We start from the raw sequence: 13372 nt of genomic DNA, 5'->3' as shown, positions 1-13372 counted from the left end.
GAGGCCCCCGTCCCGTTCGAGCGTGACCTTCCTACACGATCGCGAGGTGACGCGTTCCTGTCGGCGGCGCGGTCACGGGCCGGGCCGGGCGCCCGGCCGGGCACGCGCAGTTCACAGAGCCGTCACGGCCGGGGGTTGACGATCTGTTGAAGGGCGGGGAGCCTGGGCGACCCATGGCCGACGTCGTCCTCCCCACCACCGTCGACGAGCTCGTCGCCGCCCGCGCCGCCGCGCCCGACGCCCTGCTCCTCGCCGGGGGCACCGACCTCATGGTGGCCGTCAACGCCGGGTGGACCGCACCCCGATCGGTCGTGGCCCTGCGGCGGGTCGACGCCCTGCGGGGCGTGCGGGTCGACGGCGACGAGGTCGTCGTGGGGGCGGCCACGACCTACCGCGACCTGCTCGCCCCCGACGTGGCCGCGCTGGTCCCCGCCCTGGCCCAGGCGGCCCGCACCGTCGGCTCCCCGCAGATCCGGGCGGCGGGGACGGTCGGCGGCAACATCGGGACCGCCTCACCGGCGGGGGACACCCTGCCGGTGCTCGTCGCGGCGGGGGCGACGATCGAGGTGGCCGGCGCCGACGGCGCCCGCAGCCTGCCCGCCACCGAGGTGTTCGTCGGGGTGAAGCGGACCGCCCTGCGACCCGACGAGGTGGTCACCGCCGTCCGGCTCCCGGCCGCCGCCGGCCCCCAGGCGTACAAGAAGGTCGGCGTCCGGAACGCCATGGTGATCGCCGTGGCCTCGGTGGCGCTGGTGGTCGACACCGGCCGCCGCCGGGTGGGGCTCGGGCTGGGGTCGGTGGGGCCGGTGCCGCTGTTCGTGCCCGACGCCAGCGCCTTCGCCGCGGGGGCGATCGACTGGGACGCCGCGGCCGGGCCGGGGCTGATCGACCCCGGCGCCGCCCGCCGGTTCGGCGAGATGGCGGCGGCGGCCTCGGCCCCGATCGACGACCACCGCAGCACGGCCGCCTACCGCCGCCACGCCGTCGGGGTCATGGCCGCCCGCGCCCTGCGCGACGCCTTCCCGACCGCTGGGAGCCACGCCGCATGAGCGCGCCGTACCGGCTCACGGTCAACGGCGTCGAGCGCGCCGTCGAGGACGCCTGGCTGGGCGAGAGCCTGCTGCACGTCCTCCGCGAGCGGCTGGAGCTGCCGGGGGCCAAGGGGGGCTGCGAGCAGGGCGAGTGCGGCTCGTGCTCCGTCCTCGTCGACGGCGACCTGGTGTGCGCCTGCCTCGTGCTCGCCGCCGCCGCCGTCGACACCGAGATCACCACCGTCGAGGGCCTCCAGCCCGAGCGGGGCGACTTCACCGACGTCCAGCAGGCGTTCGTCGACGAGGGGGCCGTGCAGTGCGGCTTCTGCACACCGGGCCTGATCATGTCCGTCCACGCCCTGCTCGACGAGGTGCCGGACCCGACCGAGCTCGAGGTCCGGGAGGCCATCAGCGGGAACCTGTGCCGCTGCACGGGCTACGGCCGGGTGCTGGCCGCGGTCGACGCCGCCGTCGAGGTCCGCCGCTCGGGGGCGGTCCGATGACCGACACCACCGCCGCCACCGGCGTCGGCACCCGGACCCCCGGTGGGGTCGGCGCCGACGCCCCCCGGCCCGACGGCGGCCCCAAGGTCCGGGGCGAGTTCGCCTTCAGCGGCGACCTGTGGGCCGACGGGATGGTCTGGGGCGCGACCCTGCGGTCGCCCCACGCCTCGGCCCGGATCCGCAGCATCGACACCAGCCCCGCCCTCGAGGTGCCCGGGGTGATCGCCGTCGTCACCGCCGAGGACCTCCCCGGCTCGCGGTACTACGGCCTCGAGCACCGCGACCAGCCCGTGTTCGCCTGGGAGGTGGTGCGCTACGCCGGGGAGCCGGTCGCCGCCGTCGCCGCCGACCACCCCGAGACCGCCCGCCGGGCCCTCCAGGCCATCGCGGTCGACTACGAGGTCCTGCCCCCGCTGGTCGACGCCGAGGCCGCCCTCACCGCGGACCCCCTCCACCCCGACGGCAACGTCTTCCGCCACATGTGGGTCCGCAAGGGCGACGCCGACGTCCGGGGCCCGATCGTGGTCGAGGGCACCTACGAGGTCGGGATGCAGGACCAGGCCTTCATGGGCCCCGAGGCCGGGCTGGCCATCCCCGGCGACGACGGCGGCGTCGACCTGGTCGTGTCGACCCAGTGGCTCCACAACGACCGCGACCAGATCGCCGAGTGCCTGGGCCTGCCGCCGGAGCGGGTGCGCATGACCCTCGGCGGCGTCGGTGGCGCCTTCGGCGGGCGCGAGGACGTGAGCTTCCAGGTCCACGCCGCCCTCCTCGCCCAGGTCACGCAGCGGCCGGTCAAGGTCGTCTACTCCCGCGAGGAGTCGTTCCTCGGCCACGTGCACCGCCACCCGGCGACGATCTGGATGCGCCACAGCGCCGAGCCCGACGGCACCATCGTCAGCTTCGAGGCGCGCATCCTCCTCGACGGTGGCGCCTACCGGTCGTCGAGCTACCACGTGGTGGCCAACGCCTCCTGCTTCGCCGCCGGCCCGTACACGACCCCCAACGCCGTGGTCGAGGGCATCGGCGTGCGCACCAACAACCCGCCGTGCGGCGCCATGCGGGGCTTCGGTGCCGTGCAGGTCTGCTTCGCCCACGAGGCCCAGATGGACAAGCTGGCCGACGCCTGCGGGGTCGACCGGGTCGAGCTGCGGCTGCGCAACGCCATGGGCACCGGCGACACCCTCCTGACCGGGCAGGTCGTCGAGGGCGCCCTGCCCACGGCCGAGGTCATCCGGGCCACGGCCGCCCTGCCCCTTCCGCCCCTCCACCCGCCGGCGGGCGACGCCGACCCCATGGTCCGCCCCGGCGGCGCCGGGCGGACGGCCGAGGCCGGCGACGTCGTGCGGGCCACCGGGTTCGCCGTCGGGTTCAAGAACCTGATGTACGCCGAGGGCTACGACGACGACTCCCACGCCGCCTGCCGGCTCGAGGCCGGCATCGCCACCGTCACCTGCGCCGCCGCCGAGGTCGGGCAGGGCTTCGTCACCCTGGCCCAGCAGATCACCCGAGAGGTCCTGGGCGTGACCGACGTGCTCCTCGCCCCGGCCGACACGGCCACCATCGCCACCGCCGGATCGACCTCGGCCAGCCGTCAGACCTGGATGTCCGGCGGGGCGGTCGAGAAGGCGGCCCGGGCCGTGCGGGAGCAGGTCGTGGCCCACGTGGCCGGGCTCACCGGCGCGGCCGAGGCCGACCTCCGGCTGCGGGACGGTCGCGTCGTGGCCGCCGCCGGACCCGTCGAGGTCGACGTCGCCGTGGCCGGCCTGGCGCCGGCCTTCGAGGCGTCGGTGCGCTTCCAGCACCGGCAGACCTTCCCGCTCGACGCCGACGGGCAGGGCGACGCCCACGTCTCGTTCGCCTGCGCGGCCCACCGCGCCACCGTCGACGTCGACCCCGAGCTGGGCCTGGTGCGGGTGGTCGAGGTGGCCACGGCCCAGGACGTGGGGCGGGTCCTCAACCCCACCGCCGCCCTGGGGCAGATCGAGGGGGGCATCGCCCAGGGGGTGGGCCTGGCCACCATGGAGGAGGTCGTGCTGGTCGACGGCAAGCCCCGCAACCCGTCGTTCACCGACTACCTGATCCCGACCGCCCTCGACATGCCGGCGGTCAGCGTGGCCTGGGTCGAGGAGCCCGAGCCCGACGCCCCCTTCGGGGCCAAGGGGGTGGGGGAGCCGCCCGTGATCAGCTCCACCCCGGCGGTGGTGGCGGCGGTGCGGTCGGCCACCGGGCGCCCGCTCACCCGCGTGCCGATGCTGCCGGCCGACATCGCCGGGCTCGACCCCTGATGGCCGAGCCCCTGCGCATCTCGTGGCCCCGCCTGCGGGATCGGCTCGACACCCTCGGCGCCGTCGGGGCGACCGGCGACGGCGGGTGCGCCCGGCTGGCCCTCACCGACGCCGACCGGGAGGGTCGCGACCTGGTGGTGTCGTGGATGCGGGACCTGGGCCTGCGGGTCGACGTCGACCGCATCGGCAACGTCACCGGCACCTGGCCGGCCGACAGCACCGAGCCCCCGGTGCTCACCGGGTCGCACATCGACACCGTCCGCACCGGCGGCATCTACGACGGCAACCTCGGCGTCCTGGCCGGGCTCGAGGCGGTCGAGACGATCATCGCCAGCGGCGTCCCGCTGCGGCGGCCCGTCGCCGTGGCCTTCTTCACCAACGAGGAGGGCTCCCGGTTCGCGCCCGACATGTTCGGGAGCCTGGTGTTCGTGGGCGGGCTGGCGCTCGAGGAGGCGCTCGACACCGTGGGCGTCGACGGCGCCGTGGTCGGCGACGAGCTCGAGCGCATCGGCTACGTCGGGTCCCTGCCCGTGCCGGGCCGGCCGCCGGCCGCCTTCGTCGAGCTGCACATCGAGCAGGGCCCGGTCCTCGAGGCCGAGGGCGTCGACATCGGCGCCGTCACCGGGGTCCAGGGCATCTCGTGGCAGGAGGTCACCGTCACCGGCCAGTCCAACCACGCCGGCACCACCCCGATGGCCCACCGCCACGACCCCGCCTTCGTGGCCGGCTCGGTCGCCGTGTTCGTCCGTGACCTGGCCGGCCGGATGGGCCCTCCGCAGGTCGCCACCGTCGGGCGCATCGAGCTGCACCCGAACCTGGTCAACGTCGTGCCGGCGCGGGCGACGTTCACCGTCGACCTCCGCAACACGTCCGAGGCGGCCCTGCAGGAGGCCGAGGCCGAGCTGGCGGCCCACCTCGACGCCCTGGCCGAGGCCGAGGGGGTCACCGTCGAGCGCCGGAGCCTCGCCCGGTTCGCGCCGGTCGCCTTCGACCCGGCCATGGTCGACCGGGTCGAGCGGGTCGCCACCGGCCACGGGCGCTCGGTCCGGCGCATGCCCTCGGGGGCCGGCCACGACGCCCAGATGCTGGCCCGGGTGTGCCCGACGGCCATGGTCTTCACCCCCAGCGTGGACGGCATCAGCCACAACCCGGCCGAGCTCACCCACGACCGCGACCTCGAGGCCGGGGCCAACGTCCTCCTCGACGTGCTGCTCGAGCTGGTCACGGCAGACTCCGTGCCATGAGCGAGGGAACGACAGCATGAGTCCCATGAGCGCCAGCGGTCGCTGGCTGAGCGGCACGTTCCCGCGCGAGGTGGTCGTCGCCGCGGCCCAGATGGGGCCGGTGGCCCGGGGCGACACCCGGGCCGAGGTCGTCGAGCGCCTCATCACCCTGCTGCGGACGGCCCACGACCGGGGCGCCGAGCTGGTGGTGTTCCCCGAGCTGGCCCTGACCACCTTCTTCCCCCGGTGGGCCATCGACGACGTGGTGGAGCTCGACGGCTACTTCGAGACCCACCTGCCCGGGCCCGCGACCCAGCCCCTGTTCGACGAGGCCAAGCGGCTCGGCGTCGGGTTCCAGCTGGGCTACGCCGAGATCACCCCCGACGGCCACCGCTACAACACCGCCATCCTCGTCGAGCGGGACGGCACCGTCGTGAGCCGCTATCGCAAGGTCCACGTGCCCGGGCACGACCAGGAGGAGCCCTGGCGGGCCTTCCAGCACCTCGAGCGGCGGTACTTCGAGCCCGGACCCGGGTTCCAGGTGCACGAGGCCTTCGGCGGGCTGGTCGGCCAGGCCACCTGCAACGACCGGCGCTGGCCCGAGACCTACCGGGTGCTGGGCCTGCAGGGCGTCGAGCTGGTGCTCATCGGCTACAACACGCCGATCCACTACCTGCCCGACCCCGGCCAGGACCGCCTCGCCGGCCACCACAACACCCTGGTCATGGCGGCGGGGGCGTACCAGAACGGCACGTGGGTCGTCGGCGTGGCCAAGGGCGGGGTGGAGGAGGGGGTGTGGTCGCTGGCCGAGAGCCAGATCATCTCCCCCGGGGGCGAGGTCGTGGCCCGCGCCATCACCGAGGGCGACGAGGTCGTCATCGCCCTGGTCGACCTGGACCGCTGCTGGGACTACAAGCGCACCGTCTTCAACTTCGCCCAGTACCGCCTCCCCGACCGCTACCGCATGATCACCGAGGAGCCGAAGCCAGACTGAGCCGCATGGTCGAGGGGCGGGGGCTGTCGCGGGGGTTCGGGCTCGTGCTCGCCGCGGCGACGGGGCTGGCCGTCGCCAACCTGTACTACGCCCAGCCCCTGCTGCACACGATCGGCGAGGACCTGGGCACCAGCGAGGGCCGGACGGGCCTCGTCGTGACCGCCGCCCAGGTCGGCTACGCCGCCGGCCTGGCCCTGCTCGTCCCGCTCGGCGACCTGGTGGCCCGCCGCCGGCTGATCCCGGCCGTGCTGGTCGCCATGGTGGTCGCCCTGGTGGGCGCGTCCGTCGCCCCGTCGCTGCCCGTGCTGGCCGTCGCCCTCCTGGTCGTCGGGGTCGGGGCCACCGCGGCCCAGCTGATGGTGGCCCTCACCGCCGGCCTGGCCACCGACGGCCAGCGGGGCCGGGCCGTCGGCACCGTCATGACCGGGCTGCTCCTCGGGATCCTGCTGGCCCGGACCGTGGCCGGGGGCATCGCCGGGCTGCTCGGGTGGCGCGCCGTGTTCGTCGTCGCCGCCGGGGCGGCGGTGGCCCTGGCCGTCGCCCTGTCCCGGCTGCTGCCGCCGGACGAGGGGCGGCCCCGCATCGGGTACGGCGCCGTGCTGGCCTCGACGGTCACCCTGCTGCGCGACCTCCCCGGGCTCCGGCGGTCCGCCCTCGTGGGCGCCCTGGCCTTCGCCACCTTCTCGGTGTTCTGGACGACGATCTCGTTCCACCTGGCCGCCGCCCCGTTCGGGTGGGGCGACGGCGCCATCGGCCTGCTGGGGCTGGTCGGCGCGGCCGGGGCCCTGTGCGCGACCGCCGCCGGCCGCCTGGCCGACCGGGGCCTGGCCGGGCCGGGACGGATCGCCGCCGCCGTCGCCGTGGTGACGTCGTTCGGGGTGCTGTGGGCCGGCCGCCACTCGATCGCCGCCGTCGTCGTCGGCGTGGTCGTGCTCGACGTCGGGGTCCAGGGCGTGCAGGTGCTGAACCAGACGATCATCTACGAGCTGGCGCCCGAGGCCCGCAGCCGCATCACCTCCGCCTACATGACCCTGTACTTCGGGGGCGGGGCCCTCGGCTCGGCCGTCGGCGCCGCCGCCTACGACGCCGGGGGCTGGGGTCGGGCCTGCGCCCCGGGGCGCCACCCTCGGCGCCGGGGCCGTCGTGGTGGCGACCTCCGCCCAGGTCAGGGGGCGTCCCACCCGGTGAGGTCGGCGACGGTGTCGATGTCGGTGGGATCGCCCGGGCACGGGACCTCGACCACCCGCCCGGGGTGGGCCGCCAGCACGTGCCGGGCGCCGACGTCGCCGCTGGTGGGCAGCTCGTCCCACACCTCGGACCCCAGGCGGACGGGGTGCCCACGGCGGCCGTCGTAGGTCGCCACCGCCAACGGCGTCGCCTCGGCGGCGGCGACCGCCCGCCACGCCTCGGGCGCCAGCCCGGGCTGGTCCCCGAGCCCCACCACGACGGCATCGGCCCCGGCGTCGCGCGCCCAGGCGATCGCCGTCCGGAGCGACGTGGCCTGGCCGTCGCGCCATGCCGGGTTGGCGACCAGCTCCACGTCCGCCGGCAGGTCGGGGTCGACCACCGCCCCCGTCACCACGACGACCGGGCCGACGCCGGCCGCGACCGCCGCCCCGACGGCCCGCTCCAGGACGGTGGCCCCGTCGGCCAACCGGGCCAGGAGCTTCGGCGTCGGCCCGGCGTACCGGGTCCCGGCGCCGCCGGCCAGCACCACGGCGACGGTCACGCCCATCGTCTCAGTGGGTCGAGCCGGTGAGCTGGTCGGTGAGCACCGCCGGGTCAGTCGTGGGCAGCCGGCACGAGTAGCCCTGGCAGACGTAGGCGTGGCCCTCGGTCCGGCCCTCCCACAGGGGCGAGGGGTAGGGCTCGCCCCAGGCCAGCACGGCGTCGGGCAGCCAGCGCTGCTGCACCGTCCCGACCAGGTCGAGCGACGAGCCGGGGATCACGACCTCGGTGCTGCCCCGGGCGTGGAGGTCGACGCCGGCGGCGAGGTGGGCGAAGGCCAGCGGGTGCTCGCCGGCCAGCGGCCCGAGCAGGGCGAGGACCTCCTCGGCGGCGTCCCGGTACGCCCGCTCGCCGGTGAGGGCGGCCAGCCGGAGAAGCGCCCACGCCGCGTTGCTGTTGGCGCTGGGGGTGGCCCCGTCCTGGAGGTCCTTGGGCCGGGCGACCAGGGCCTCGGCGTCGGCGCCGGTGGTGAAGAACCCCGACCCCTCGGTGTCGCGGAACAGGGCGAGGAGGACGTCGGCGGTGGCCCGGGCCACCGCCATCCACCGGGCCTGGCCGGTCGCCTCGGCCAGGCGGGTGAACCCGTCGACCAGGGCGGCGTGGTCGGCGGCGAAGGCGGGCTGGTGGGCCCGCCCGGTGGCCTCGGGATCGGTCGGGTCGCCCTGCCAGCTCCGCAGCCAGCGCCCGTCGGCCGAGCGCATCCGCAGGCACAGGAACTCCCCGGCCTGGACGGCCGCCTCCAGCCACGCCCGGTTCCCGGTGGCGGCGGCGGCCTCGGCCAGCGTGGCCAGCATCAGCCCGTTCCACTCGGTGAGGACCTTGTCGTCGAGACCGGGCCGGACCCGCTCGCCCCGGGCGTCGAAGAGGCGCAGCCGGCAGTCCTGGATCAGCGGCGGGCGCTCGATGCGGCCCACGGCGTGGAGCCGGTTGAGGATCGTCCGTCCCGCGCCACCTGGGCCACTCGGCTGCGCCTCGCCGGCCGTGAAGTTGCCCTCCTCGGTGACGCCCCACCACTCCATGGCCGAGACGGCCTCGTCGGGGCCGAGGGCGCTGCGGACCTCGTCGGGGGTCCACACGTAGAACCGCCCCTCCTCGCCCTCGCTGTCGGCGTCCTCGGCCGAGAAGAACCCGCCCGCCGGGTGCCGCAGGTCGCGCAGCACGTAGGTGATCGTCTCGTCGACGACCTGGCGGTGGCGGGGGGCGCCGGTGAGCTGCCAGGCATGGAGGTAGCTCCGGATCAGCAGGGCCTGGTCGTAGAGCATCTTCTCGAAGTGGGGCACGAGCCACCGGGCGTCGACGGAGTACCGGGCGAAGCCGCCGCCCAGGTGGTCGTAGATCCCGCCGGCCGCCATGTGGTCGAGCGTGGTGGTCGCCGCCCGCAGGGCGGTGCCGTCGTCGCCCTCGAGGTCGCCGGCGTGGCGGGACGCAGCCCGCAGCAGGAGCTCGACCGACGCCGGCTGCGGGAACTTGGGCGCCCCGCCGAAGCCGCCCCGGGCCTCGTCGTGGGCCCCGATCAGCCCGGCCACGGCCGCGTCCACGACCTCGGCGCCCGGGACCGGCCGCGACCCGGGGGCCGCGGCCAACGTCTGGCGCAGGTGCTCGGCCAGCTTGCCGCCCTGCTCGACGACCTCGGCCCGGCGGTTCGTCCAGGCGTCGTCGATGGCCCGGCACACGTCGAGGAACCCGGGCATCCCCGGGCGCTTCTCGCGGGGGAAGTAGGTGCCGCAGAAGAACGGCTCGCCCTCGGGCGTCATGAACACCGTCATGGGCCAGCCGCCGGCGCCGGTCATCGCCTGGGTCGCCTCCATGTACACGGCGTCGACGTCGGGACGCTCCTCCCGGTCGACCTTGATGCTCACGAACAGCTCGTTGACGACGGCGGCGACCTCGTCGTCCTCGAAGCTCTCGTGGGCCATCACGTGGCACCAGTGGCAGGCCGAGTAGCCGACCGACAGCAGCACCGGGACGTCGCGCCGCCGGGCCTCGGCGAAGGCCTCGTCGCCCCAGGGCCACCAGTCGACCGGGTTCTCGGCGTGCTGACGCAGGTAGGGGCTGGTCTGGTCGGCCAGGCGGTTCATGGGGGGCCAGGGTACGGGCCCGGTGGCGGCTCCCCGTCGCCCGTCGATCTAGGGTCCCGGCCCGTGGAGATCCGCCTCGACGACAAGGTGGCCGTGGTGACGGGCGCGTCCAAGGGCATCGGCCGGGCGACGGCCCTGATGCTGGCCGACGCCGGCGCCCGGGTGCTGCTCACCTCCCGCAAGGCCGACGCCCTCGAGGCCGCCGCGGCCGAGATCGGGGCGGCCGTGCCCGGCGCCGAGGTCGGGTGGGTCGCGGCCAACGCCGGCGCCCCGGAGAGCCCGGCGGCCATCGTGGCCGCCGCCCTCGACCGCTTCGGCGCCCTGGACATCGTCGTCAACAACGCCGCGACCAACCCCTACTTCGGCCCCGCCCTCGACATCAGCGACGCCCAGTGGGACAAGACCTTCGACGTGAACCTGCGGGGCGCCCACGCCCTGGTGCGCGAGGCCCGTGACCCGCTGGCCGCCGGCGGGGGCGGGGCCGTGGTGAACATCGCCTCGATCGGCGGGCTCCTCGTGGAGCCCGGCATCGGCATCTACAACGTGACCAAGGCCGCCCTCATGCACCTCACCCGGACCCTGGCCCAGGAGCTGGGGCCCACCGTCCGGGTCAACGCCGTCGCACCGGGGCTGGTCCGCACCGACATGGCCCGCGGCCTGTGGGAGGAGCACGAGGCGGCCATCGCGCCGCGCTTCCCGCTCCAGCGGCTGGGGGAGCCCGAGGACATCGCCGGCGCGGTGCTGTACCTCGTGAGCGATCTCTCGGCGTGGGTGACGGGCACGACGCTCGTCGTCGACGGCGGGGCCCTCCTGCGGGGCTGACCCGCGGGGCTCGCCGCCGCCCGGTGTCCCGTCGGCGACGGCGGGTAGGGCGGGCGGCACCCACCGACCCGGAGGTCACCATGCGCCCTCGCCTCGTCCCCACCGCCCTCCTCGCCGCCGGCCTCGTCCTGGGCGTCGGAGCCTGCAGCGACGACGCCGAGGACGCGGTCAACGACATCCAAGACGACGCCGAGAGCGCCGCCGAGGACCTCCAGGAGGACGCCGAGGACGCCGTCTCGTCGGCCTCCTCGGAGATCGACGAGGGGGCCACCGACGCCGCCGAGGCCGCGGTGCGGAGCCTGGCCGCCCAGCACGGCGCCGACGAGTTCGAGCAGGCCGGGCACGCCATCGACGGCGAGCTGGAGTGCGAGGCCGACGCCGCCGGCGGCGAGGACGCCGTCGACGTGACCTGCACCGGGACGACCACCGACGGCGAGGACGCCGAGCTGACGGGCACCACCTCCGAGCTGCCCGGGGCCAGTGCCACCGAGCTCGAGGGCGACTTCACCGGCACCGTCGCCGGCGAGGAGGTCTTCTCGGTCCCGAACCTCGGGGGGCGGTAGCCGCCAGCACCCACCGGGTGACGTGTGACACCATGGGGGTCCGCGACCAGGAGGATCCACCGTGCACGTCGCAGGGCTGCTGAGACGCAAGGGCGACGACGTGGCCACCGTCGCCTCGTCGGCCACGATCGGCGAGGTGGTGGCCGCCCTCGCCGACCGGGGCGTCGGCGCCCTCGTGGTGTCCGACGACGGTCGCGTCGTCGATGGCATCGTCTCCGAGCGCGACGTCACCCGGGGCCTGGCCGCCCACGGCAGCGCCCTGCTCGACCACGACGTGGCGTCGATCATGACCCGCGACGTCGTCACCTGCGACATGAGCACCACCGTCGACGAGCTCTCCGCGCTGATGACCGAGGGCCGCATGCGCCACGTGCCCGTCGTCGTCGACGGCGCCCTGTGCGGCATCGTCAGCATCGGCGACGTCGTCAAGGCCTACATCAGGGACCTCGAGCAGGAGAAGCAGACCCTCCACGAGTACATCTCGCAGGGTCGGTGATCTCGTCACTCGCTCGCCTGGCGGCTCGCTCCGTTCCTCGAGCTTGACGCCCTCGCTGCGCTCGGTCTGAAGACCTTCCCGGCGGCGGACGGCTCGTCCCTCGCCGACACGCTCGCCTCTGCGGGGGGAGACCCCCCGCACCCCCCTGCGGCTGCGCCGGGCCGGGACTGGTCGCGGGAGATCTGGTCGGGTTCGTCGGCGGACGTCGTCTGTGCTGGCGCGCCGGGCGTGGGCGGGGGTCAGTCGGTCGGGAGGCCGGGGATCTGGCCGTTGCGGAAGGCATCGACGAAGCGGCGGTGGTCGTCGCGGGCCAGGGCGCCGTAGGCCATCCCGAAGGCGCTGAGGTCGGCGGCGAGGTCCTCGTCGCGGTCGCCGACCACGTGGCGGATCGCCTCCTCGGTCTGGAAGTCGACCAGGGAGGCCTCGCTGGTCTCGTCGCTCACGCAGTGGACCTTGGCCGTGGCCCGGCCCAGATCGGTGACCAGGGCGATGATCTCGTCGGGTTCGTGGACGTCGTCCCAGTCGAGGTCGGCCACGTAGGGCGACACCTCCTGCACCACCTGTCCCACGCCGTCGAGCTCGCACCAGCCCAGCCACGGGTCGGAGTGCGCCTGGAGGGCCCGTTGGGACAGGGCCGTGCGGTGGCCGTGGTGGAGGAAGGCGGAGGCGACGTCGGTGTCGTCGACCACCCGGCTGGGTGCGGCCACGTTGGCCTGCTTCATCGAGAGGAGCACGTCGTTCTCGAGGGCCTGGGTGCGGCCCTCGAGGAGCAGGCTGTAGGCGGGCAGGCCGGCGCTGCCGATGCCGAAGCCACTCCGGCCCACGACGTCCTTCACTGCGTACGAGACGCTCTGCTGGCGCTTCTCCGACGGGATCGTGTCGAGGTACTCCTCGTAGGCCGCGCAGACGGCCCGGCGCTCGTCGTCGTCGAGGCGGCGCACGCCGCTGATGTCGAGGTACTCGCGCTCGCCGTCCCTGACGTGGGTGTCGCGGGCCAGGAGGTCGTTGCGGGAGAGGAGCCGGGCCCGGCGCAGGACGTGGTGGACCGGGCCCGTGGTGGACTCGAGGGTCAGGCGGAACTCGTCGTCACGGTCGCCCTCGGTGAAGGCGCGGACCTGGGCCAGGTAGCTGGTCGCGTAGGCGCGGATCGCCCGGTCGACGGCGTCGTCGGAGAGGGCCTTGGAGAAGCCGAGCAGGGCGACGCTGGCCGCCATGCGTTGGAGGTCCCACGTGTAGTGCCCGATGTAGGCCTCGTCGAAGTCGTTGACGTCGAACACCAGGATCCCCTCGGCGTCCATGTAGGTGCCGTAGTTCTCGGCGTGCAGGTCGCCCTGGATCCACACGCGGGAGGTGCGGTCGTCGACCCAGGGGTCGTCGAGGCGGGCGACGTCGTCGTAGAAGAGGCAGGCCGTCCCCCGGTAGAAGGCGAACGGGTCGCGGGCCATCTTGCGGAACTTGCGCCGGAAGGCGGCCGGGTCGGCGGCGATCAGGTCGGAGAAGGCCTCGGCCAGGACCGCGATGATGCGCTCGGTCCGGGTGTCGGGGTCGGTGGCCAGGTCGGCCAGGGCGTCGGCGGGGGAGTCCGGGCTCACGCCCTGATGCCTAGCATCGCCGTGTGCCCGACGACCCCTGGCCCCCAAGTGCTA

General features: G+C 75.2%; 11 protein-coding genes and 1 pseudogene. 9 read left to right on the top strand and 3 right to left on the bottom strand.

Translation table 11 applies throughout. The features are described from left to right. The first annotated feature begins 173 nt into the window (after positions 1 to 173). From HC251_RS12275 to HC251_RS12250, 6 genes and pseudogenes are all read left to right on the top strand, one after another. Positions 174 to 1049, top strand: coding sequence for a xanthine dehydrogenase family protein subunit M (locus HC251_RS12275; RefSeq protein WP_219945569.1), 876 nt, complete (start codon positions 174 to 176; stop codon positions 1047 to 1049). Then, entirely contained in the window at positions 1046 to 1534 is a 489-nt protein-coding gene (locus HC251_RS12270; protein ID WP_219945568.1) for a (2Fe-2S)-binding protein, read from the top strand. Before HC251_RS12275 ends, HC251_RS12270 begins: the two co-directional genes overlap by 4 nt. After that, the gene (gene pucD / locus HC251_RS12265; protein ID WP_219945567.1) at positions 1531 to 3822 is read left to right on the top strand and encodes a xanthine dehydrogenase subunit D; all 2292 of its coding nucleotides are present in this window, start codon (positions 1531 to 1533) and stop codon (positions 3820 to 3822) included. The genes HC251_RS12270 and pucD overlap by 4 nt, the downstream gene beginning before the upstream one ends. Beyond that, positions 3822 to 5066 carry a Zn-dependent hydrolase gene (locus tag HC251_RS12260; protein WP_219945566.1) on the top strand — a complete coding sequence of 415 codons (1245 nt, stop codon included), beginning with the start codon at positions 3822 to 3824 and terminating at the stop codon, positions 5064 to 5066. The genes pucD and HC251_RS12260 overlap by 1 nt, the downstream gene beginning before the upstream one ends. Positions 5067 to 5091: 25 nt before the next feature. Further along, positions 5092 to 6039 carry an N-carbamoyl-D-amino-acid hydrolase gene (locus tag HC251_RS12255; protein ID WP_219945565.1) on the top strand — a complete coding sequence of 316 codons (948 nt, stop codon included), beginning with the start codon at positions 5092 to 5094 and terminating at the stop codon, positions 6037 to 6039. A gap of 5 nt (positions 6040 to 6044) precedes the next feature. After that, a pseudogene (locus HC251_RS12250) lies at positions 6045 to 7085 on the top strand (MFS transporter); the annotation flags it as partial. A gap of 119 nt (positions 7086 to 7204) precedes the next feature. Here HC251_RS12250 and HC251_RS25615 read toward each other — a convergent pair. Both HC251_RS25615 and HC251_RS12245 read right to left on the bottom strand, forming a co-directional pair. Next, positions 7205 to 7768: an NTP transferase domain-containing protein gene (locus tag HC251_RS25615; RefSeq protein WP_255566703.1), complete on the bottom strand. Its 564-nt coding sequence runs from the start codon at positions 7766 to 7768 to the stop codon at positions 7205 to 7207. Between the two features lie 10 nt (positions 7769 to 7778). Continuing rightward, the gene (locus tag HC251_RS12245) at positions 7779 to 9845 is read right to left on the bottom strand and encodes a thioredoxin domain-containing protein (protein WP_219945563.1); all 2067 of its coding nucleotides are present in this window, start codon (positions 9843 to 9845) and stop codon (positions 7779 to 7781) included. A gap of 63 nt (positions 9846 to 9908) precedes the next feature. Between HC251_RS12245 and HC251_RS12240 the strand changes: the two genes are divergently transcribed. The 3 genes from HC251_RS12240 (at position 9909) to HC251_RS12230 (ending at position 11726) form a co-directional block, all read left to right on the top strand. Then, positions 9909 to 10667, top strand: a complete 759-nt coding sequence (locus HC251_RS12240; RefSeq protein WP_219945562.1) for an SDR family oxidoreductase — start codon at positions 9909 to 9911, stop codon at positions 10665 to 10667. 80 nt (positions 10668 to 10747) lie between these two features. Continuing rightward, positions 10748 to 11230, top strand: a complete 483-nt coding sequence (locus tag HC251_RS12235; protein ID WP_219945561.1) for a hypothetical protein — start codon at positions 10748 to 10750, stop codon at positions 11228 to 11230. Between the two features lie 61 nt (positions 11231 to 11291). After that, a complete protein-coding gene (locus tag HC251_RS12230; RefSeq protein ID WP_219945560.1) occupies positions 11292 to 11726 on the top strand; it encodes a CBS domain-containing protein in 435 nt (144 codons plus the stop codon). Between the two features lie 239 nt (positions 11727 to 11965). On the opposite strand, the gene HC251_RS12225 is transcribed toward HC251_RS12230, so the two are convergent. Continuing rightward, a complete protein-coding gene (locus HC251_RS12225; protein WP_219945559.1) occupies positions 11966 to 13318 on the bottom strand; it encodes a DUF2252 domain-containing protein in 1353 nt (450 codons plus the stop codon). Positions 13319 to 13372 lie beyond the last annotated feature (54 nt).

Origin of the sequence: Iamia sp. SCSIO 61187, assembly GCF_019443745.1 — a bacterium.
Classification (GTDB): Bacteria; Actinomycetota; Acidimicrobiia; order Acidimicrobiales; family Iamiaceae; genus Iamia.
Note: the sequence above shows the minus strand (reverse complement) of the source record. Positions and strands in the feature narration are given on the sequence as shown.